The sequence below is a fragment of the Paenibacillus ihumii genome (assembly GCF_001403875.1).
Taxonomy (GTDB): Bacteria; Bacillota; Bacilli; order Paenibacillales; family Paenibacillaceae; genus Fontibacillus; species Fontibacillus ihumii.
In genome coordinates this window covers 2,504,788-2,527,798 of sequence record NZ_LN884299.1, presented here as the reverse complement: position 1 = coordinate 2,527,798, position 23,011 = coordinate 2,504,788, and the positions used below count along the sequence as shown (strand labels likewise).

Here is a 23,011-nt window from a genome sequence, read left to right as displayed (position 1 = left end):
AGACTGGGGAGGAATTATTCAAATGAGTCATACGGTAAAAAGCGGGAATTTAGGTTATCCGAGAATCGGCGCACAGCGGGAATGGAAGAAAGCGATCGAAGCCTACTGGGCTGGCAGGCTGAGCGAGCAGCAGCTTCATAGTCAACTGACCGAGATCCGGCTTCATTCTTTACGGCAGCAGCGGGATCAAGGCATCGAAATCATACCCGTAGGTGATTTCACGTATTACGACCATGTGCTGGACATGGCCGTCATGTTCGGACTCGTGCCTGAGCGGTTCGATTATAGCGGCGGCGCGGTTCCGCTGGCTACGTACTATGCCATCGCCCGGGGGAGCAAAGAAGCCCCGGCCAGCGAAATGACGAAATGGTTCAACACGAATTACCATTATATCGTTCCCGAGCTTGGCGGCAGACAGCCGCAGCTTACGGTCAATCGGCCGCTGGCGGCTTACCGGGAAGCGAAGGAAACGCTGGGGATCGAAGGCAGGCCGGTGCTGCTCGGATTATATTCTTTCCTGAAATTATCGAAAGGATTTAATGAAGCGACGGAATGGGATCGCTGGGTAAACCTGCTCCTGCCGCTGTACGTCCGGATTTTGCGGGAGCTGGCTGCAGAGGGCGCCGCATGGGTTCAAATGGATGAGCCATCCTTAGTTACCTCCATGACGGATGAGGACATGAAGCGGATCAGAGCGATTTATGATACGATTCAGCGCGAGGCTCCAGAAATATCCGTTCTCCTGCAGACTTATTTCGAGGCGATTGAACGCTATGATGAGGTCGCTGCCTTACCGGTCGATGGTCTTGGCCTTGACTTCGTTCACGGCGCGAACGGCAACCTGGCTGCCCTCCGCCAGTTCGGATTTCCGGCAGGCAAGGTGCTGGGAGCAGGGCTCGTCGATGGCCGCAACATATGGCGAACGGATTTGTATCGTCAGGAGGAGCTGCTGCAGGAAATTCTGGAGCTTGCCTCCGGGGCGGAGGTTATCGTCCAGCCATCCTGCAGCCTGCTGCATGTCCCCGTGTCGGCGAGACAGGAGGTGGAGTTGACGCCAGTGCTTCGCGATGCCTTGGCCTTTGCCGAGGAGAAACTGGAGGAGATCGTCGCGCTCAGTACCGCGGCCAATAAAGGCATGGACAGCGTGAAGGCGTTCTTTGAGCGCAATCGCATGGCGCTTGACCAGCTGGCGAACCATCCGGCCCGCAACCGGACTGGCGTAGCGGCGGCGGTAGAGCAAATCTCCGCTGAGCCAGCCGCAAGAAGCAGCGAGTTCGCGGTTCGCCGCAGGAAGCAGCAGGAGAAATGGCAATTGCCGCTGCTTCCGACGACCACGATCGGCAGCTTCCCGCAAACGCTGGAGGTCCGCTCGGCCCGTCAGAAATGGCGCAAGGGGGAGTGGAGCCAGGAGCAGTATGATGCGTTTATTCAGGAGCAAATCCGGCGATGGATTTCCCTGCAGGAGGAAATCGGAATCGATGTGCTCGTCCATGGGGAGTTCGAGCGTACGGACATGGTGGAATTTTTCGGTGAGAAATTGCCGGGATTCGCCTTTACGAAGGGCGGCTGGGTTCAATCCTACGGTACCCGCTGCGTAAAGCCGCCTGTCATCTACGGGGATGTCGACTTCGACCAGCCGATGACCGTGAAGGAGACGGAGTATGCGCAATCGCATACGGACAAGCCGGTCAAGGGAATGCTGACCGGTCCGATCACGATTCTGAACTGGTCCTTCGTACGCAGCGATTTATCGCGAGAGCAGGTTGCTTATCAAATCGCGCTGGCGCTGCGCAAAGAGGTGGAGGCTCTGGAGCGCGCAGGTATCGAAATGATACAGGTCGACGAGCCGGCGCTTCGTGAAGGACTGCCGCTGAAGCGCAAGGACTGGGCCGGGTATCTGGAGTGGTCTGTCAAGGCGTTCCGCATTACGACCTCGACCGTTCGAGATACAACGCAAATCCATACGCATATGTGCTACTGCGAGTTCCATGACATCATCGATTCTATCCGGGCCTTGGATGCGGATGTCATTTCCATTGAGACCTCGCGAAGCCACGGTGAGCTCGTTCACAGCTTCGAGGAGCACACTTACGATCTTGGCATCGGCTTAGGCGTATATGACATCCATAGTCCGCGGGTACCTTCGGTTGAGGAAATGACCTCTATGATTGATCGCGCTCTTCAAGTCCTAGATCCGGAGCTGTTCTGGATCAACCCGGATTGCGGCCTCAAGACGCGGGGTGTGGAAGAGACGGTGCAGTCCTTGAAGAACATGGTGCTCGCCGCTGGGCAATACCGCGCCAAAGCGTCATTAACCGGCATCAAGTAATCCGCTGATTGTAATCATAACGAGTAAACAATAAAGCTACCCTGAATAGGTTAATAAATAACCTGAAGGGTAGTCTTTTTTGTTTGCATAAATATAGGAATTCAACTTATACTCACTCTATATGCAGGAGGAGATTTCGAATGTTATTAGAATGGGAAATCATCATGAAGCTGTTTATCGCGCTTCTGTTCGGCTTGTTCATCGGCATCGACCGGCAGTTGAAGCAGAAGCCGCTGGGCATCAAGACCAGCATGGTTATTTGTATCGCCAGCTGCCTGGTCACCATCGTATCCATCCAGTCCTTTGCCAAATTCTCCGGTCCCGATCATCCGAATATGGATCCGATGCGTCTGGCGGCCCAAATCGTAAGCGGCATCGGATTTCTCGGCGCCGGGGTTATTTTGCGCAGAAGTAATGAAGGGATTTCCGGGCTGACGTCGGCGGCGATGATTTGGGCGGCCTCAGGCATAGGTATCGCCATCGGCGCCGGTTTTTATCTGGAGGCGGCGTTAGCGGTAGTGCTGCTCATTTTAGCGGTCAATTTTATACCTTACATGATTAAATGGCTTGGTCCTTATAAGCTGAATCAACGCGATGTTTCCATCAAAATCGTGATGGAGGACCGGGGCAATGTTACTGAGCTGATCCGAATCATCGAATGCAAGGACGAGAAAGGTCCCGGAGCAAAGTGGAATCGTCATCGCATTCGCCGATTGAAGATTAAGGATCTGGAGGAGGGCCGTCAGCGCATCGATATGGTTATTTCGGCACCGGAACGCGAATATACGACGGAAATATACCATTTCGTACGGCAAATCGATCATGTCGTCAGCGTTGAAGTAGAGAATTTATAGCATTGTAAATTACCAAATCATCCGCGCGTATTTTGGTTGCTTAGAAGGCTAGGGATGATATAAATAAGTGTTTTTCGTTACCTTTTATTCATAATTAAGCGATTCAGCCATGATATGATAGAAATAACCTGGTTTTTTTCGATCAACCTCTGCCATAGGATAGAGCTGGTTTTTCGATCTAAACCGCCACCAAAGGATGGATTATTGGATGAGCAAACAAATTCTAATCGTAGACGATGATGAGAAGATCGCCAAGCTGATCGAGATATATTTGCTGAATGAAGGCTATGCCGTATTTAAGGCAGACAACGGCTTGCAGGCTCTGGACATCGTGGAGCGGGATTCTATCGATTTGGTCATCCTGGATGTCATGATGCCTGGAATGGACGGCATTACCGTCTGCATGAAAATTAGAGAGACGCGAACAACGCCGATCTTGATGCTTAGCGCCAAGGATGGGGACATGGATAAAATAACGGGGCTCATGACCGGTGCGGATGACTATATGGTGAAGCCGTTCAACCCTCTGGAGCTGATTGCGCGCGTCAAATCGCTGCTGCGGCGCTCGTCTTACAATATCCAGCCCGTCCAGTCGGCGCAGGAGCATATTATTCATTTAGGCTCGCTGCAAATCGACAAAGAGACGCATACGGCGGCAGTGGATGGCCGGCCAGTCAAGCTAACGCCGATCGAGTTCAATATTCTGTTCCTGCTGGCCAGCCATCCCGGGCGGGTATTCGGGTCGGAGGAAATTTTCGAGCTGATTTGGAAGGACAAGTATTTTGAGAGCAATAACTCGGTTACCGTTCATATCAGCCGGCTGCGGGATAAGCTGGAGAAGGAAATGGACGGCGAGAAACTGATTCGCACCGTATGGGGGGTTGGCTACAAAATTGAAAGCTAGCCTCAGATTTCTTACGTGGCTGTTATGGACCGTTATCACTTCCATCGCCGCGCTGCTGATTTTAGTGCTGGTAGCAAAGCTGTTTTACGCCCTATTCCCTTGGGTAACCATTGGATACGTACTGAGCTGGGTGAACCGGAACATCGGTTATCCCGATGCTTACTACATTACAGGCGTTCCCATCCTGCTTCTGTTTGCACTGTACTTCTACCGGCGGAGCATACGCCGTCATGAAGAGAAGTATTTGGCTTTGCTGATTGAGGAGGTGCACCGGATCGAGGAGGGTTCCACACGCAAAATACCTATAGAAAATGTCGGGAAATTGGGCCAGTTGGCAACGGACATCAACCGCATGGTCGAACGGCTGCGAACCTCGATCGAGGAAGAGAGAAGGGCGGAGCAGACGAAAAATGAGCTGATCACGAACGTTTCCCATGATCTGCGCACTCCGCTAACATCGATTACCGGATATTTAGGGTTGATAGAGCAGGATCAGTACAAGGACGAGGTGGAGCTTCGCTATTACGTCGGCATGGCCTACGAGGAATCGCTTCGCCTGAAGCAGTTGCTCCAGGATTTGTTTGAGTTTACAAGGCTGCAGAACAAGGAAATGAAGCTGTACAAAAGCAGGATCAATCTAGTGGAAATGCTCCATCAAATTACGGCGCATTTTGGCTGGCAGCTGCAGGAGAGTAATATGGAATGCCGCCTCTGCTTTGGAGAGCAGCAGCTCTTCGTTATTGCCGACGGGGACAAGCTGAGAAGGGTATATGAGAATTTGATCGCCAATGCTATCCGTTATGGCAGCGATGGCAAATATATCGACATCCGCGGTCGTGTAGAAGGAGATCAGGTAATTACCGAGGTGATCAACTATGGAGAACCGATCCCCGAAGCTGATCTCCCGCACTTGTTCGACCGATTTTATCGGGTTGAGAAGTCGCGCGCTACGAACACAGGAGGATCTGGAATCGGCCTGGCTATCGCCAAGCACATCGTTGATCTTCATCAAGGGGAAATTTCTGCGGACAGCGATGGGGATCGCACAGCATTTACCGTTAAGTTATCTAGAAAAGCGAAGCCTTAAGCATGTTGTCGGAGGAGTATATATATGATGAAGGTAATTCTGGTAGATGATGAAAGACTGGCCTTAGACTATTTGGAGCGTCAGCTGAACAAGCTGGGCCAGGTTAAGCTTTTGGGGAAATACACTAACCCACTTATAGGCAAAGAGCAAATTTTACAGCAGGACGTCGACGTCATTTTCCTCGATATCAATCTCCCCGAAATCAACGGGATTGAGCTGGCGGAGCAGATTTTGGAGAAGAAGCCTGATATCCATATCGTCTTCGTAACGGCATACAACGAGCATGCGGTCAAAGCCTTTGAGCTGAACGCTTTGGACTATATTGTCAAGCCAATCGTCGCGGAACGGCTGGCCTTAACGATAAAGCGCGTTCGCTCGCGGATGGAATTGGCCTCGAAGCAACAGGAAGCCTCCTCGAAAAAAAATGAGTATATTCGGTTAAACGTCCTGAAGCAGGTTACGATCGAGACCTCGCCCGGACAATTCTCCATGATGCAGTGGCGTACCTCGAAAGCACAGGAGCTGTTCCTGTATTTGCTGCAGCATCGAGGGCAATTGGTGCGGAAGTCCGCCCTGATCGAGATGCTCTGGCCCGAGTATGAAATGGACAAGGTGTATTCCCAGTTATATACTGCGGTGTACCATATCCGGAAAACGCTGGAGCCTTTAGGGGAACGGTTTCAAATTGCCAATGCGACCGAAGGCTATATTCTTAAAATTCAAAATGTAATCATCGATGCGGAAGAGTGGGAGTCTAAGCTCGTCTCGCTTTGGCCTCCGAATTCGGAGCGCATTGACAAATGCGCTGAAGCAATAAGGATGTATACCGGGCATTATTTGCAGGAATATGATTATTGGTGGGCGGAGAGTGAACGCCAGCGGCTCAAGGAGCTGTGGTTAGAGGCCTCTTATGCTGTCGCCAGGTGGTACGAGAATGAGGGCTTGATCGATCAGGCAATAAATAGCTATACCGCGATCTGCAAGCAGCATCCTTTAGAGGAGCAAGCTTATCTAGCACTTATGAAAATTCATCATGCCATGAATCATCCCCATTTGGTAGAGCGTCAATTTGAGATACTTTCGCAGATATGCCTGCAAGAATTGAATGATGCACCGAGCTCTTATATTGTTGAGTGGTTCAATCATTGGAAAGAGAATATTGACCGATTATGATCCTGGAAAAGTCGCTGATGGGCGGCTTTTTTTATTTATAGGCGCAGCTTCTTTTCCTGTTTAGAAATTGTAAAGGATCATTATCTATGATGAATAGAAGAATTTCTTTAAATATAAGATGGAGGAAAAGCTGCGCATGAAATTAATACGTAACTTCAGACATCGCTCTACCATTGTTTCCAAGGGCTTGGATCTCCTTGCAATGAAAGAAATTGAAATTGCTAGAGACAAGCATGCCAATTACAGAAGAGGCTATTACATTAACTTTGATGGGCAAATGATTGGCATTGTCGCTACGCCGAAGGGACCTTTGTTCTTCTGTAATAAGGATACCTATTTACTTAAGGATAATTTTAAATTACAGCTGCTGCACCATGGCCGGGAGAATACATTCCTGTTTACCTGGGGAGGGGAAACCAAGCTGCGTATCGTATATCCTCGCGTACTATACCGCAAAGGCGACGAGTGGGTGGACGATATGGTTCAGGATTTCTTTACTTGGCTTGCCATGGCCGTTAAACGAAAGAAATTTTATAGCTTCTACACCTTAAAAGAGGATGAGCTTCAAGATAACGACATAATATTACTGAAAATGGCTTTATAGCATCTAAATCCCCTATTTGTTGAGAAGTTGTCGAGTCGGAAATTGTAGTATAAATTTGGTGCTGCAAATACCGACGAAGGGAGGAAGCTTTGAACAACCCTTTTCTGAAAGACAAGTTCGATAAATAGGAGAATGGTAAAAGTATGAGAAAAAAAATGTTTGCAATGCTGGCAGCCGTCGTGCTGTTTCTACACAGCATCATCGCTCCTGGACTTGCGTCGGCGAATACGGCCGATCAGGGAGCAGGCAGTGCCAGTACGGGAAGTAAGAGTATCTTTACCAAGGTCATGCTTAAGGATGAGGCAGGCAACGTTATTGACGCCGTCTATAATTCCGATGCCAGTCGCGTGATCATGGGGGCTCCGGTAATCCTCGAATATGAGTGGGAATTAGAGAATGGGCATGATTATGTCGCCGGGAGCACGTATGAGTTTAAAATTCCGGAGGTATTCGAGCTGTATAACAGCGTGGAAGGAATCCTGGAAATTGACGGACTCGAGATCGGCAAGTTAAGGGCTACCAAAGACGGACATGCCGTGGTTACCTTCGATGAAGATGTAAGCCAGTATTCCGACGTGGGCGGCAAGATTATTTTTCACACTAATTTCAGAACCTCGATGACGGGGAGTACAGAGGTTCATATTCCGTTTCCGGTCCGGGGAGGACAGCAGGTAGCCATTGTTCATTTCAAGCCGGCTTCAGGCGTGCTGCTTGATAAGCAAGGCACTGCTGTAGAGGATGAACAGATTCATTGGACGATCGATGTCAACACTTTGCTGGAGACGATCGATCAGGCCGTGATTACAGATGAGGTACCTGAGGGTCTTACGTTGAATGCTTCCTCGATCGAGGTGTATAAGCTGGACGTCAACGTAGATGGCAGCACCAGCCTTGGGGCTCTCGTAACAGCCGGGTATAAGCTCGATACGCAGGCCACGAATGTCTTCAGCATCGCATTTGACGGCCAGATCGATTCGGCATACCGGGTGACGTATACGACAGATGTTGGAAATGGGGACGAAACGAGCTTCACCAATACGGCGAAGCTGACGGGAAGCAAAACTGACACTGCATCGGATACTGTTCCGATTCAGCGGCCAGAGGTATTAACCAAAAAATTTGCGGGCTACAACGAGCAGACTCGAACAATTTCCTGGATGATTGAATATAACTTCAGAGGCAAATACATAGAGCAGGGAAAATTGGAAGACCGCTTTAATGATTCTCAGCATTTAGTAGATGGGACGCTTGAGGTTTATGACCGGGTTACGGGCGCGCTTCTGAGCGAAGGCCCGAATAACGATTATACGGTTACGACTGTTCCAGCGGATAAAGGGAAGACCGGCTTCAATTTGGAATTTAACGCTCCTATTGATTCCGGTTACATTATCAAATATGATACCCGACCAAACGGCAGGGTCCTGAAGGACGAAGAGGTTGTAAACACAGTAACTTCAGGTACCTACGGCCCCGAGACAGCCTCGATGGTGCTCGAGAATTTAGTGATCCAGAAAACTAGAGGCCAGACTAACTACAATACAAAAGAACAGTCCTGGAGCATCGAGATCAACAAAGACAATTACCAGATGAAGAATGTTGTCATCACGGATGAATTCGTAAACGGCGGCCAGCAATTCAAGGAAGGATCGCTAGTAGTCAAGGATCATAACGGCGCAGTACTCTCTCAACCTGCCGATTATGAATTTGTTCCCGCCTCGCCGGATCTGAAGGAAGGGTTCAGGCTCGATTTTAAGCAGCCGATCAGCGGGGCGCATACAGTAACGTATGTGACCTATTTCAATCCGGAATGGAAGGATGACGGGGACGTATCGAAGTTCCTTAACCGGGCGACGATTACAGGTGAAGAAATAGACGGCACGCCTGTAGAATCCAAGGCAGAAGCTACGCTCTGGCCGGATGATTTGACCAAAAACAATGGCTCGAAGTCAGGAAGTTATGACCCGAGAACCAAAGAAATCACTTGGACGATTCGTGCAAACTATAACAAGAAATCCTTGACTGGCGCAGTCCTCACAGACGTGCTGAAGCAGGGACAGAAGTATGTTGACGGTTCTCTGGCCGTGTATGAAATGACCTTGACCGGAGGCTGGAACGGAACGTCCAGGGGCAATCCGGTTGATCCGGCGAAGTACACCTTGACGCCTCCGACTGAAGCCAACGGCCATGAACTGCAGGTTACATTCAATACGACGGAGGATAAGACCCCGTACTGGATCGAATTCAAAACCAGCCTTCAGGATAATGTCATCATCGATAAAGGCTCGGTAGAGAATGAAGTGGTCTTCAAAGAGGGGAACAACAGACCGGTAACCTGGAAGGGTAATGCTTCCATCCCGCAGGGTGGCGAATTCGTATCCAAAGGCGGGGAGCAGAACGACGAGAAAATCGATTGGACGATTTATATCAACCGCGGCCAATCCTATGTCGAGAATGCCAAAATTATTGACCAGCCGACACCAAATCAGGTGCTGGTCGAAGAATCCTTCCGCCTGTATAAAGCAAAGGTTAACGAACGCGGAGTAAGCGAGGACATCACGGGCTTGACGCCGCTTCAGGAAGGCGTCGATTATTCGCTGGACTTCGCTCCGGACGATTCAGGAAAATTTGAATTATCGTTTATTGCTCCGATCACCGAAGCATATATTTTAAAATATGAAACGTTGATTGATGCTAAGAACGGCGATCTTGTGGGCAATACGGTACAATTTGAAGGAACCGACATCAAGACAGATAAAATGGCTTCAAATAAAGAGATTATCGTCAAAACCTCCGGGGGCTCGGGTACAGGCTCAGGAATCAGAGGCAATCTGGAGATTACCAAGGTGGATGTTGACAATCCGTCTCAAGGATTGGAAGGTGCTGTTTTCGTCTTGCAGGATGCCAAGGGCAAAAAACCGGCAATCACGAAAACGACGGATGTTGATGGAAAAGCGTTATTTACCGAATTGCTGTACGGTGACTATATTTTAGAAGAGACGCAGGCACCGGATGGCTATGTTGTGCTTGAAGCAATCATGAATATTAAGATGGATTCAAGTATCAGAACCGATGGGAATGTTAAGCGAGTGGTCATTGCCAATGCTAGAGAGGCAGTGCCGCCAGTAGAACCACCGGTAGAGCCTCCGGTAGAACCACCAGTAGAGCCGCCGGTAGAACCACCGGTAACACCACCGGTAGAACCGCCGGTGACACCACCGGTGACACCACCGGTGACATGGCCAGGAACGTGGGTGACAACGCCGGGAACGCCGCCGGTGACGCCGCCGGTAGAATCGAAACCGGAAGTTCCGAAACAGCCAGAAGAGGACAACGGGGAGGACCCTGATTCCGGCGAGAACATCGCTCCGGGCGATAGCAACCCGCCTCAAACCGGGGACGGCGGACAAAGCCATGAAGATCATGCAAATGCGGGGGACGGCACAGACAACTCAGGAGCTGCACAAGGAACGCAGGATCAGGCCGGCAAAACGGATATAGGCGTGACCAAGCTTCCGAAAACGGGTGAAAGCTCTAATCTGCTGTACTATGCTGCAGGTCTGGCAATGATTGCTGCCGGAATCTATTTAAGGCGCAGAACAATGAAACAAGCTTAATGGAAGGATCCTTTCCCGGTATTTGCCGGGAAAGGATTTTTTTATACAGGGAGCGTTGAGAAATTGTATAGAACCAGATTGTATACTTGGCGAATCAAGCTCGAAATATAAAAGATAGAACAGGAGTAAAGGAACATGCGTAAATTAGCGTACGTATTTATAGTTGCAGGAATACTCATCGTCCTATATCCTAAAATGAACGTATTATACAGCGAACATAGACAAGAAATGCTGCTGCAAGAGATTGAAAAGGCGGAACAAGGATGGGGCAGGAAGGACGGCCATGATCGTTCAAGCCTCTTGTCCAGCTATACGCAGGTATCTCAATGGCTGGAGGAAATGAGCGCGGAGCCGGAACAAATCGTTGACTTGGTAGAGGATACCCAAGCTGATGAGGAAGAAGGTTTGGGAACGATTCTCATCGATGTCATCGATTTGAAGCTGCCGGTCTTGGAAGGGGCTACTAAGAAGAACTTGAAGCATGCGGCTGCGCACATGACAGAGACAGCTCCGTTAGGGCAGGTAGGAAATGCCGCCATTGCGGCACATCGTTCCCAGACGCCCGGAAGGTTGTTCAATCGGCTGGATGAGGTTAAAGTAGGAGATGAAATCATCGTTCGTTCCAAGGGAGAGAAGTTCGTATACACTGTGTACGAAATTTCAGTTGTCGAACCAACTGATGTTTCCGTGCTGGAGAATCGCGGCAGCGAGCGGACGCTCACCTTGATTACTTGCGATCCGCTGGTTAACCCTACCCATCGATTGATTGTTCATGCCAAGCAGGACGTCAGGGAAGGCGAACAAGCAGCGGGAAATGAGTAGACTTCCCTTTTTCAATTGATTGTGAGGCATGGTCTACAATCTTACCGTAAAGGAATTGTTGAGCCTTGTCCATTTCAAAGAAACAGATGACAACGAGGAAAGTATTCATTTATCTCGGAATATTTTTGCTTGTGCTGGTTAGCTTGAGACTGCTTTGGTACTCCTTCCGCATCATGCCGGAGCATCCTCAGGCGGAGCGCGGAGAACTGGATCTCAGACAGTGGCAGTTCAGCGACCGGCAGATTATTGCACTGAATGGAGAGTGGGAATTCTACCCCGGGCAATTTGTGAGTCCAGCAGCAAGCGGACAACAGCGTAGTGAATTCGATAGTCTCTATATGCAGGTTCCGGGAAAATGGAGCTCTTCCATAAATCACGAATACGGCTATGGATCCTACCGCCTTCGGGTTCTCATTAAGGATACGGACGACGTATATTCGATTCGGCTCCCGAATGTCCAGTCAGCATCACGACTGTATATAAATGGTCAAATGTACGGTGAAATGGGGCATCCCGCTGAGACTAAGGAACAGAACAAAGCAAGAAACGTTCCTTATTCCGTTGATTTTCACACTGATAAATCTGAAATTGAGGTTCTCCTCCATGTATCGAATTTTCATATTTACGGCATGGGCGGCATTGTACAGTCCGTGCAATTTGGAACAGCCTCGGCCATGATGAGTGAGAGGCTGTTGTCCGAGATGCTGCAGATCGTCGTATGTATCGTATTGCTGCTGCATGGCGTATATGCCGGAATTTTGTTTGCGCTCGGTCATCGCGGCAAGGAGCTGCTCTACTTTGCGCTAATGATTTTCTTTGCCGTCCTCTCCGTGTTGACGGACGACGATAAGCTGCTGCTTGTCTGGCTGCCTATGCAGATGGCATGGGTCTTCAAGCTGAAGATTATCATCTACATTTGCCTGGCAATTTTTCTGATGCTATGCACGAAAACTCTTCTGCGCCGAAATGAGAATAGAAGAATCGTTCGCGCGCTTCTTGTGTTTAGCGCTGCGGGCATGCTGCTTATGATCGGCTTGCCGGACCGCTATCTGAGAGTGGGCAATCATCTGCTGCTTATCATTATGCTTGCCGTCATTATACTCGTTCCGTACTTCGCATTCCGCTCTATACGGGAAGGAGAGAAGTCGGCCATTTTCATTCTGATGGCGGCCGCTGCCGTTTCCATAAATATATTTATCGGCGGGATTATCAAGAGTAGATTTTGGATGGATATGCCCTACTATCCAGTGGATTTGATCATTGCTTTTATCAGCTTTGCGGCCTTCTGGTTTATCCGGTTCTCGCAGACGACATTTCAAGCGAAGCAGCTGGCCGAACGGCTGCAAGAGGAAGATAAGCGGAAAGACGAGTTCCTTGCCAACACTTCGCATGAATTGCGGAATCCGCTGCACGGGATGATCAATATGGCCCAGGCGGTGCTTGATAATGGACAGAATCGCTTGGTAGACAGGCATCGCAGCGATCTGAAGCTTCTAGTCCAAATTGGCCAGCGGCTGTCGCTTCAGCTCAATGATCTGCTGGACGTTTCATTGCTCAGAGAGGGGCAAATTCGGCTGTATAAGCAGAGTGTGAGCCTGCAGGCGACGGCCTCCGGCGTAGTTGAGATGCTTCGTTATTTAAGCGATGCGAAGAAGCTGGAAATGGTTCTGGATGTGCCTGATGCGTTTCCGCGCGTTCTTGCCGACGAGAACAGGCTGGTGCAAATCCTGTTCAATTTGCTGCATAACGCGATTAAATACACGAATGAAGGCTTCATCGTGCTGTCGGCGGAAGTGCAAGAGAATCAGGCCCGTATTTATGTAAGAGATACGGGGATCGGCATGGACGAAGAGACACAGCGCAGAGTATTCCTCCCGTATAATCAGGGGGATCCTAACGCTCCTGCCCTACAGGGCGGGCTGGGACTCGGACTCAGCATTTGCAAGCAATTCGTCGAGCTGCATGGAAGCAGCCTGGAGCTGCAATCCGAGCCTGGCCATGGTTCCGTATTCAGCTTCTCGCTGCCTCTGGCCATGGCCGCTCAGAATGAAGCTGCTCCAGAGACCGGGGAATCCGGAGAGGACGAGGCGGCTTTCATGATTTTAGCTTCCTCCGACGGATTAGCCGAGCCGGCCGTTACGGAGGAATCCGCTCTGGAGCAGGAGGCGCCCCGGTGGGACAGCCAGCCGAAAATTATCGCTGTGGATGACGATCCTGTGAATCTAAAAATACTGCAGCATGTTCTCTCTGCGGAGCATTATCATATTTCGGCGGTAACCACCGCCGAGGAAGCGCTGCTGCTTCTTGATGCGGGGGAATGGGACCTCGTCATTTCCGATGTCATGATGCCCAATATATCAGGCTACGAGCTTACGCGGGAAATTCGCCGCAAATACTCGATTTCCGAGCTGCAGATCCTGCTCCTGACGGCGAGAAGCCGGTCTCAGGATATCGAAGCCGGGTTCAAGGCGGGAGCGAATGATTACTTAAGCAAGCCAATGGATGCGCTAGAGCTAAAAACAAGGGTGCAGGCCTTGATTGCCCTTAAGCGGTCGATTATGGAACGGCTGCGCATGGAGGCTGCTTGGCTGCAAGCGCAGATTCAGCCGCACTTTCTGTATAATACGCTGAACTCCGTGGCTTCGCTCAGTGTCATCGATACGTCAAGGATGGTTGTTCTCCTCGAACGATTTGGCAGTTATTTGCGAACCAGCTTTGATGTGCGCAATTTGCAGCGTCTCGTGCCGATAGAGCATGAGCTTGAACTGTTGCATTCGTATCTGTACATCGAGAAGGAGCGCTTCGGAGACCGACTGCAGGTGGTTTGGGACTTGCAGGACTACAGCAGCATGCAGATTCCTCCCCTATCCGTTCAGCCCATCGTGGAAAATTCGGTCAGGCACGGCCTGCTGACACGGGTAAGCGGAGGCACAGTAACGATCCGCATCCATAATCACCCCGGCTATACAGAGATTATCGTTGAGGATGACGGCGTTGGCATCGAGGAAGAGAAGCTGAGCAGCCTGCTTGAAGCCGATTCCCGTTCGCGCCGTGGAATCGGGCTCATCAATACAGACCGGCGCTTGAAGCAGCTCTATGGACAGGGCTTACGTATAAGCAGCGTTCCTGGCGAAGGAACGAGGGTGGCTTTTAAGATACCTAAGCCTAAATCATAGCCTGGCCGACCTTGGTTCTTCGCTATTTATAGTTCTTTCTATGAAATAGGATGTGATATGAGTATGGCAGAACATACAGGAACGATTTATATCATAATCATCGGGGTTTTAAGCGCGGTGCTGGTTGGGATGACCGTTGTTCTGCGGTCGCTGCTCCGCGAGAGAACAGAACTGATGAAGCTGGCTTATACCGATGCCGTCACAGGGCTTATGAACCGAAATGGTTTCGAAAACTTCTGGGCACGACATAAAGGGAAGGATCAACTGGCTGTATTGTCTTTGGATCTGGATCATTTCAAAGAAATCAATGATACGTATGGCCATCAGGCGGGAGATCAGCTTCTGCATGATGTCAGCATCGGCCTGCGCCAAATCACGAATAAAAACCAGCTGGCTTTTCGCATCGGCGGCGATGAGTTCGTCTTCATCATGAAAAATTGTGATCCGAACAAGGTGGAGATTCTGGCGGCGCTGATCCTGGATAAAATCAGCCGGCCGTTTGAAATTCAGGGTCGGAACATCAAGGTTACCGGGAGCATCGGGATCAGCATCAGTGAAGGGCGCAAGGTTGACCGGCAGCGAATGATGGCTGAAGCTGACCTCGCAATGTATCACGCCAAGAAGCTCGGCAGAAACCGTTATTCGCTTTACAGAGAGGAAAGGCATAAATATTTAAAGGAATTGGAGTACACGCTTAGGAAGAAGCATAAGAAAAAAATGCTGTTTTAGATCCGTCTGTTAAAGACGCGTCATCCCGTACAGGGAGGCGCGTCTTTTTGTAATTGTACGCTGTTTGAGGAACGTTGCCGTATTGCCGTAGCCGATCTGGATCAGCGTCAGGAAGGAAGTTTAAGGATTTTGCAGCAAAATCTTAAGGTATTCTTAATAATTTCTTACGCGGAAAGAAAACTATGAGCCCGATAATAGAACTATCGATTCGTTGGACTGGAGCATGAAGAGAAGGGGGTTAAGGCTCTTGCGAAAAAAATGGCTTGCACTATTGGCAGTGATCGTAATATTGCTGTTTCTTGGCTATCATCCGCAGTTTGAGCGCCTTCACCTGCGTGCTGCCGCGTTGATGAACGATGCTAGAGCCCAATGGCGCGGGCTTAGCGTTCCCGAGCTCCGCGGCATGGAAGGGAAAGCCGTACTCGTCATGGACCGGGAAACCGGAAGAATCCTGTATGCCCATAATGACAAGAGCAAAATGTACCCGGCCAGTACAACTAAAATTTTATCAGCGCTGGTCGTGCTGGAAAGAGCTCAGTTGGATGAGCTTGTAACGGTCGGCCGGGAGGCGCGCCTTCGCACAGCCGATGAGAGCACGGCGGGCTTGCAGGAAGGAGACCAGCTGTCCGTCAGGGATTTAGTCGCTGCCATGATGCTTCCGTCAGGAAATGATGCCGCCCGAACTGCTGCGGTCTATGTTGCTGAGAAAGATATGGGCCGCAAGCTGGAGCCGGAGGAAGCGATCGCATATTTTGCCGGATTGATGAATCAGCGGGCCAATGAGCTTGGCGCGAAGAAAAGCCATTTCGTCAATCCGCATGGACTTCATGATCCGGATCACTATACGACGGCCCGTGATATGGCCGCCATCGCTTTAGCCGCAATGAATCATGAAGCATTTCGGGAAATCGTCGGCGAGCCGGTTCATTATAGGGAGGGCGCTGGAGAAGCTGCAGCCTTTCATAACCGCAATAAACTGATTCAAAGCGATAATGAATGGTATTTTCAAGGGGCTAACGGCATTAAAACCGGCTACACCGAGAAGGCAGGCTATTGTCTGATCGGGTCGGCCGTCCAAAACGACAAAGAATTGATCTCTGTAGTTCTTCATTCGACGGAGCTCGGGGTGTGGTCGGATTCGATCCGATTGCTGAATTACGGATTCCAAAGTTAAAGAGAGAGAAGCGAAGGGGAGAAATAACATGAACGTCTTATCGATAGATAAAGCTTACCGCGAATATAAGAATGACGTATACCGCTATTTGTTCTATTTATGCCGGAATCATCATACTGCGGAGGATTTGACACAAGAAACATTTTGCCGGGCATGGGGACATTTGGAGCAGTTGCCGGAGAAAAAAGTGAAGCCCTGGCTGTTTCGCGTGTCTCATAATGCTTACATAGATAAGCTGCGCAAGGAGAGCCGCTGCTCCTCTTACGAGAATGAATTTTTCTACCAACTTGCTTCCGATGAAACGCCGGAGGCGTGCGTGCTTCGGGAGGAGATCCGCCGAGAGCTGTACAGCCAATTGTCCCTGCTGTCTCTAAACCAGCAGCAGGCTGTGCTGCTGTATGATATCCATGGTTTCTCTTATCAGGAAGCGGCGAATTTGATGGACATTTCGCTGTCCAAATTCAAAATCACCTTATATCGTGCGAGACAAAGGCTGCGCAGTGTGCCGAAGGCTACAGTCACTGCTTGACCTTAATCAATAAGTGCTCAATTGCTGTATGGCATCAGACAAAGCCGGGGAAGATCCCCGGCTGTTTTTATTTTGTCATCTGTGTAAGCGCTTTTAAGGTCGATTTAAAGACGTTGTCTTATAATATTGCCGCTCCTAGAATGAAGTCAACGGGAGGTATTAACTTCCATGGGATCATATGATTTGAAGAGGTGAGAATGTTGAGAACGATTAGCGAACTGGAGAACAAGTTAAGCGAGCCTTCCGACCGCTTAATAGAGGATTTGTCCAAGCTGGATGGTGATATTCTCATCCTCGGCGTGGGCGGAAAGATGGGGCCGAGTCTGGCCAAGCTCCTGAAGAGAGGGGTCGAGGCTGCGGGCCTCAAGACGAAAATTACCGGAGTGTCAAGATTCTCCTCAGGCCATTTGCAGAATGAGCTGGAGTCGGCAGGGATTGCGACGATTGCTGCTGACTTGCTGGATGAGGCGTCGCTTGCGAGGCTGCCCGAGGCGCGCAATGTCATTTACATGGCCGGGAACAAGTTTGGGACGACCGGACGGGAGTATTTTACTTGGGCGATGAATGCCTATTTGCCGGGACGGGTGGCGGAGAAGTTTCCACAATCGCGTATTGTTGCTTTCTCTTCGGGCAATATTTATCCGCTGACAGAAATCGGATCGGGCGGCGCCTCCGAGGAGACCCCTCCTGCTCCGGTAGGCGAATATGCGCAATCCTGTCTCGGCCGGGAAAGAGTGTTTGAATACTTCTCCCGGAAGAACGGCACTCCGCTCGTCAATTTTCGCTTGAATTACGCTATCGATTTACGTTATGGCATTTTGTTGGAGATTGCTAAGGCGGTCAAGGAGGGAACGCCAATTGAATTGAGCATGGGCCAGGTCAATGTCATTTGGCAAGGGGATGCCAATGAAATGGCCATACGCTCGCTCCTTCTCTGTGACTCTCCACCAGTGACGCTCAATATAACCGGACCGGAAACCGTATCCGTACGCTGGCTGGCGGAGCGGTTTGGTGAAATGTTCGGGGTTGCCCCAAGCCTTACAGGAACGGAGCAGCCGACAGCATTGCTGAACAATGCCTCCCATTCTCATCGTGTATTCGGCTATCCCCGCGTCACGCTGCGGCAGATGATGGAATGGACCGCCGCCTGGGTTGAAGCCGGGGGAGACACATTGAACAAACCGACCCATTTCCAGGAACGGGCGGGTGCATTCTAATGGCAGCTCCCCAGTTGAAACCGGACACTAAGGCTCTATTGCAGCGAGGCACTGTTATCCCTGCCCATCCGCTGGCTCTGGATTCGTTCAGGCGGCTGGATGAGCGCAGGCAGCGGGCTTTGTCCAGGTACTATATCGATTCCGGGGCAGGCGGCATCGCAGTCGGGGTGCATACGACCCAATTTGAGATTCGCGATCCAGGCATTGGCCTGTATGAACCGGTTCTGAGAATGGCAGCGGAAGAGGTCGAGGCAGCGGGGCTGGAGCGGACGTTCATTAAAATCGCAGGCATCTGTGGTCCGACGGATCAGGCACTGCGGGAAGCGGAATTGGCAGCGAAGCTGGGGTTTGATTTGGGCCTAGTGAGTACCGGCGGACTTGAATCGTGGACCGAGTCCGAGCTTCTGCAGCGAGTGGAGGCCATCGCGGGCGTCATTCCCGTCTTCGGATTTTACCTGCAGCCGGCTGTGGGCGGACAGCGGCTGAGCTACGGATTCTGGCGGGAAATGGCGGAAATTCCCGGGGTTGAAGCGATAAAAATGGCACCGTTCAACCGCTATCAGACACTGGACGTCGCCAGGGCCGTCTGCGAATCCAGCCGGCGCGAGTCCATCGCTTTATATACGGGCAACGATGACAATATTGTAGCTGATCTGCTGACGACCTACCGGTTTACGGTGAACGGCGTAAAAGTACAGAAGCGGATTGTCGGCGGCCTGCTTGGGCATTGGGCCGTATGGACGCGCAAAGCCGTTGAGCTGATGTCGCAGATCATCGATTTGCGCGAAAGCGGAGACGGCATACCTGGAGAGCTGCTGACGCGGGGGGTGGAGATCAGCGATGCGAATGCCGCTTTCTTTGATCCGGGGCATGGATTTCATGGCTGCATTCCGGGCATACACGAGGTGCTTCGCCGTCAAGGCCTTCTCGAGGGCCGCTGGTGCCTGAACCCGGAGGAGGAGCTGTCTCCGGGGCAAATGGACGAGATAGATCGCGTCTATCGCGCTTATCCCCATCTGAATGATGATGAATTCGTGCGAGCCCATTTGGCAAAGTGGCTGGGATCGTTATGAAATACCGCTCGGTCTTCGACATTATCGGCCCGGCGATGATTGGGCCGTCCAGCTCGCATACGGCGGGTGCAGCGCGAATTGGCCGGATGGCCAGGCGTTTATTTGGACGCATTCCGCATGAGGTCGATATTGAATTTTGCGGCTCGTTTGCGAATACGTATCAGGGGCATGGTACCGATGTGGCTATTACCGGCGGGCTGATGAATTTTGATACCCATGATCCTCGGATCAAGGATGCCCTCAAAATTGCGGAGGATATCGGTCTGAAAATCAGGATTTCGACCGTAGACCCGCCAGGAGAGCATCCCAACACGGCTTGGATCACCCTGCAGGACAGAGCAGGAACAATGAGGGTGAAGGGGATCTCCGTCGGCGGGGGCAAAATCGCCATGCTGGAAGCGGACGGCTTTGCGATGAATCTGTCGGGGGATGCCTGGACGGCGCTAGTGTTCCATAAGGATCATTTCGGCATGATCGCCTCCGTAGCCAGCGTACTGGCGGATCAGCGAATCAATATCGCCAAAATGGGGATGTCCCGCAAAGCGAAGGGCCAGGATGCTCTCCTGATCATCGAGACGGACGAAGCGATCGCCGATTCCTTAGGGTCCAGGATCGCGGGCATTGCTGATGTCGGGCAGGTTCGAATCCTGCCGCCTTTGTGAGGAGCAGGCAAAGAAAGGGAGGTTCAGCACGATGAGGTTTAGCACGATAGAGGAACTGGTACGGCTGGCAGAGACCCAGGGCAAAGCGATATCCGACATCATGATCGAGGAGGAAGAGAACGCCACGGAAGTGCCGAAGGAGCAGATCATCCAGAAGATGCAGCAGCATTTGGACACGATGGAGCAGGCCGTGCTGCGGGGGCTGACGGAGGAGGTTAAATCACGGAGCGGATTGACCGGCGGGGATGCTCGCAAGCTCGAAGGCTACCTGCAGCAGGGTCGTACCCTGGCGGGGGCCAGGATGCTTCAGGCGGTCAGCCGGGCGATTGCCACGAATGAGGTCAATGCGGCGATGGGCACAATCGTGGCCACCCCGACCGCAGGCGCGAGCGGAGTGATTCCCGGCTGTCTCTTTGGCCTGGCCGGTGATATCGGGGCGGACCGGGAGGCGATGGTGCGCTTCCTGTTCACGTCGGGAGCCATCGGCTATGTCATCGCTAATCGATCCTTCATTTCCGGCGCTGCGGGAGGCTGCCAGGCTGAAGTAGGCTCCGCATCGGCTATGGCTGCGGGGGCGATCGTGGAAATGGCCGGGGGCACGCCAAGCCAGTCCGCTCATGCCGCTGCTATCGCGCTGAAGAATACGCTGGGCCTGGTCTGCGACCCTGTCGCCGGACTCGTGGAGGTGCCCTGCGTCATGCGGAACGCGATGGGGGCAGCCAACGCGATCGTCGCGGCAGATTTGGCCCTTGCGGGGATCGAAAGCGTCATTCCAGCGGATGAAGTGATCGGCGCCATGTACCGCATTGGCCAGGCGATGCCGGGTACGCTGAAAGAGACGGCCCTCGGCGGGCTTGCCGCGACCCCGACAGGCGAGAGGCATCGGCGCCGATTGTTCGGTTCAAACCAAGGCACAACAGGGGAGGGGGATATAGAGAATGCGTGAAGATTTGCAGCCGGTTCGGCGCTTTTACTGGTCAGAGGATGATCAGCCCTTCATCGTGGATGCCTGCCGCAAGCACTGGCCGGAAGAAGTGAAAGAGGTCTTGCACCGGGCGGAATTGGCCTGCAGAAATACCTTTATTTTCACTCATCGCTGGGATATGGAGCGCTGTGAAGAGGAGGTGGCGTTTCCGGAGGGCATCGACTGGTATTATCGGCATAACGAGGACTTGGAATGGCTGGTCATGCTCAATCGAGCCCGGTATATGGGCGAGCTTGGGCAGGCCTACTGGCTGACCGGCAAGAAACAGTATGCCGAAGGGTATATCCGGCTGCTTAAAGATTGGATCCGGCAAAATCCATTGACGGAAGAAGAAGTGCTGTCTGCGGCGGATCGGGCGTATAACGTTAAGGATACATGGCGCAAGCTGGACAGCGGCATAAGGATTACGCATTGGCTTAAAGGATACTATTGCGTTCGCGGCTGCTCTTTATGGGGAGAGCCGGAGGAGAAGCTGTTTCGAGAAGCGGTCCGGCGGCATGGCATGTATCTGAACTTGGCCTACGTTCCTCATGATCGCCAGAGCAATTGGGGATTTCTGGAGACGAACGGCTTGTTTCAGCTGGCGCTGATGTTCCCTGAACATGAGGAGTCTGCGGAATGGCTTGATACGGCGCTGCAGCGCCTGGCCGAAATGTGCAGGCTTCAAGTATATTCCGACGGCCTTCAGAACGAGCAGTGCACGATGTACCATCATGAGGTGCTCCACTGTCTGTTCGAATCGGTTTGGCTGGGCAAGCTGAATGGCATCGAGATGCCGGCGGTGCTGGAGGAAACGCTGAATCGAATGTATTCCGCTTCGCTGGCCTTCATTCAGCCTGATGGCCATCAGCCGATGCTCGGCGACAGCGACGGGACGGATATGCGGGACGTGCTCTGCCGGGGGGCCGTGCTATTCGGACGCGGCGATTTGAAACGGATGGCCTATGAGAGGCTGGATTATGAAGGAATCTGGTTCTTTGGAGAACGGGGCTATGATCGTTACAGGCAGCTGCCGGTGCAAGAGCCAAGCTTCACCTCGATCATGCTGAACGACAGCGGCTATGCCTTTATGCGCAGTGATTGGAGCCGTCAGGCGCAATATCTTGTTTTTGACGGTGGTCATATGGATGTTATCCGGGCTCATGGGCATGACGATCTTCTGCATATCAGCTTGTTTGCCCACGGCCGCGAGTTCCTGACCGATCCGGGCCGATTTACGTACATGGAGACGGAGGACAGAAAATATTTCATGGAATCGCTGCAGCATAATACGCTGTCGGTCGACGGGGAGACGATCTCCACCTTTGTCAGCTCCTGGAGATGGGCGAACGTGGCCAGGCCGGTTGACCGTTACTGGAGCAGCGGTCCCGATTTCGATTACGTGCAGGCCGGGCATGATGGCTATTGGCGATTGGAACAGCCGGTTCATGTGTTCAGGCAAGTGCTGTTTGTTAAGCCGGATTATTGGATCATGGTCGATACCTGCCGTTCCCATGCTGAGCATGAATATCATCTCCCTTTTCATTTCGCGGAGGGGCTGACGCCGTCGATTCAGGAGGGGGGCATCCTTCATGCGGCTGCTTCCGAGCACGGTCCCGCTCTTTGGATCATTCCGTTCGTTCCTGTTCGGACCGAGCTGGGTACCAGCTGGGTGTCCCGCAACTACAACGAGAAGACCCCCGCGCATAAAGCCTCCTTCGTTCAGAAGGGGAGCGGCTTTACCAAATTCATAACCCTGCTCTATCCTAGTGTGGATCCGCAGGCGAAGCTGCCGATTCTGCAGGAGCTGGAGGTGCTGGACAGCTATGGCAACCCGGTGCCCTCTCATTTAGTTACAGCGTTGTCGGTCCAGCGGGTAAGCGGAAAGGAGGAGCTTGTCTTCTCCCACCAAGGTCCGCGGAGCTACAGGTTTGGAGCGCATCACCTTAGCGGGGAGGTGCTTGTCGTGCGCAGCGGCGGCTTAGCCGGGAATGAAGTCAAGCCCTACATCATAAAAATATAAGAAAAACACAATTAAAGGACATTTTAAGGACATTGACCATAAAAGGAAGAATAAAGTAATTTTAAGGTAAGTTCACG

Annotated in this window: 17 protein-coding genes; all 17 read left to right on the top strand. The window is 51.7% G+C overall.

Translation table 11 applies throughout. The annotated features are described in order from the left end of the window. The first annotated feature begins 22 nt into the window (after window positions 1–22). The 17 genes from metE (at window position 23) to BN2762_RS18370 (ending at window position 22,934) form a co-directional block, all read left to right on the top strand. Complete coding sequence (gene metE / locus BN2762_RS18450) at window positions 23–2,329, top strand: 5-methyltetrahydropteroyltriglutamate--homocysteine S-methyltransferase (RefSeq protein ID WP_055108354.1); 2,307 nt, start codon at window positions 23–25, stop codon at window positions 2,327–2,329. A gap of 140 nt (window positions 2,330–2,469) precedes the next feature. Further along, entirely contained in the window at window positions 2,470–3,183 is a 714-nt protein-coding gene (locus tag BN2762_RS18445; protein WP_055108353.1) for an MgtC/SapB family protein, read from the top strand. Between the two features lie 208 nt (window positions 3,184–3,391). After that, window positions 3,392–4,087, top strand: a complete 696-nt coding sequence (locus BN2762_RS18440; RefSeq protein ID WP_055108352.1) for a response regulator transcription factor — start codon at window positions 3,392–3,394, stop codon at window positions 4,085–4,087. After that, the gene (locus BN2762_RS18435; RefSeq protein WP_055108351.1) at window positions 4,077–5,174 is read left to right on the top strand and encodes a sensor histidine kinase; all 1,098 of its coding nucleotides are present in this window, start codon (window positions 4,077–4,079) and stop codon (window positions 5,172–5,174) included. Before BN2762_RS18440 ends, BN2762_RS18435 begins: the two co-directional genes overlap by 11 nt. Window positions 5,175–5,198: 24 nt before the next feature. Beyond that, a complete protein-coding gene (locus BN2762_RS18430; protein WP_083485021.1) occupies window positions 5,199–6,347 on the top strand; it encodes a response regulator in 1,149 nt (382 codons plus the stop codon). 118 nt (window positions 6,348–6,465) lie between these two features. Further along, window positions 6,466–6,951 (top strand): hypothetical protein, encoded by a 486-nt coding sequence (locus BN2762_RS18425; protein WP_222861097.1) that lies wholly within the window; start codon window positions 6,466–6,468, stop codon window positions 6,949–6,951. 143 nt (window positions 6,952–7,094) lie between these two features. After that, window positions 7,095–10,565 carry an LPXTG cell wall anchor domain-containing protein gene (locus BN2762_RS18420; protein WP_055108349.1) on the top strand — a complete coding sequence of 1,157 codons (3,471 nt, stop codon included), beginning with the start codon at window positions 7,095–7,097 and terminating at the stop codon, window positions 10,563–10,565. A gap of 135 nt (window positions 10,566–10,700) precedes the next feature. Further along, on the top strand, window positions 10,701–11,387 hold the full coding sequence (locus tag BN2762_RS18415) for a class D sortase (RefSeq protein WP_055108348.1): 687 nt from the start codon (window positions 10,701–10,703) through the stop codon (window positions 11,385–11,387). Window positions 11,388–11,473: 86 nt separating this feature from the next. Then, window positions 11,474–14,563, top strand: a complete 3,090-nt coding sequence (locus BN2762_RS18410) for a hybrid sensor histidine kinase/response regulator (protein ID WP_074048738.1) — start codon at window positions 11,474–11,476, stop codon at window positions 14,561–14,563. Window positions 14,564–14,626: 63 nt separating this feature from the next. Beyond that, window positions 14,627–15,292 (top strand): GGDEF domain-containing protein, encoded by a 666-nt coding sequence (locus tag BN2762_RS18405; RefSeq protein ID WP_055108347.1) that lies wholly within the window; start codon window positions 14,627–14,629, stop codon window positions 15,290–15,292. A 247-nt stretch (window positions 15,293–15,539) separates the two neighbouring features. After that, window positions 15,540–16,466: a D-alanyl-D-alanine carboxypeptidase family protein gene (locus BN2762_RS18400; RefSeq protein ID WP_187386554.1), complete on the top strand. Its 927-nt coding sequence runs from the start codon at window positions 15,540–15,542 to the stop codon at window positions 16,464–16,466. A gap of 28 nt (window positions 16,467–16,494) precedes the next feature. Beyond that, window positions 16,495–16,995 (top strand): sigma-70 family RNA polymerase sigma factor, encoded by a 501-nt coding sequence (locus tag BN2762_RS18395; RefSeq protein WP_055108345.1) that lies wholly within the window; start codon window positions 16,495–16,497, stop codon window positions 16,993–16,995. A 200-nt stretch (window positions 16,996–17,195) separates the two neighbouring features. Next, window positions 17,196–18,212, top strand: a complete 1,017-nt coding sequence (locus BN2762_RS18390) for an NAD-dependent epimerase/dehydratase family protein (protein WP_055110202.1) — start codon at window positions 17,196–17,198, stop codon at window positions 18,210–18,212. Continuing rightward, window positions 18,212–19,285 carry a dihydrodipicolinate synthase family protein gene (locus BN2762_RS18385; RefSeq protein ID WP_055108344.1) on the top strand — a complete coding sequence of 358 codons (1,074 nt, stop codon included), beginning with the start codon at window positions 18,212–18,214 and terminating at the stop codon, window positions 19,283–19,285. The genes BN2762_RS18390 and BN2762_RS18385 overlap by 1 nt, the downstream gene beginning before the upstream one ends. Continuing rightward, window positions 19,282–19,947 carry an L-serine ammonia-lyase, iron-sulfur-dependent subunit beta gene (gene sdaAB / locus BN2762_RS18380; RefSeq protein WP_055108343.1) on the top strand — a complete coding sequence of 222 codons (666 nt, stop codon included), beginning with the start codon at window positions 19,282–19,284 and terminating at the stop codon, window positions 19,945–19,947. The genes BN2762_RS18385 and sdaAB overlap by 4 nt, the downstream gene beginning before the upstream one ends. A 31-nt stretch (window positions 19,948–19,978) precedes the next feature. After that, entirely contained in the window at window positions 19,979–20,893 is a 915-nt protein-coding gene (gene sdaAA / locus BN2762_RS18375) for an L-serine ammonia-lyase, iron-sulfur-dependent, subunit alpha (protein WP_055108342.1), read from the top strand. Further along, window positions 20,886–22,934, top strand: a complete 2,049-nt coding sequence (locus tag BN2762_RS18370) for an alginate lyase family protein (RefSeq protein ID WP_055108341.1) — start codon at window positions 20,886–20,888, stop codon at window positions 22,932–22,934. The genes sdaAA and BN2762_RS18370 overlap by 8 nt, the downstream gene beginning before the upstream one ends. Window positions 22,935–23,011 lie beyond the last annotated feature (77 nt).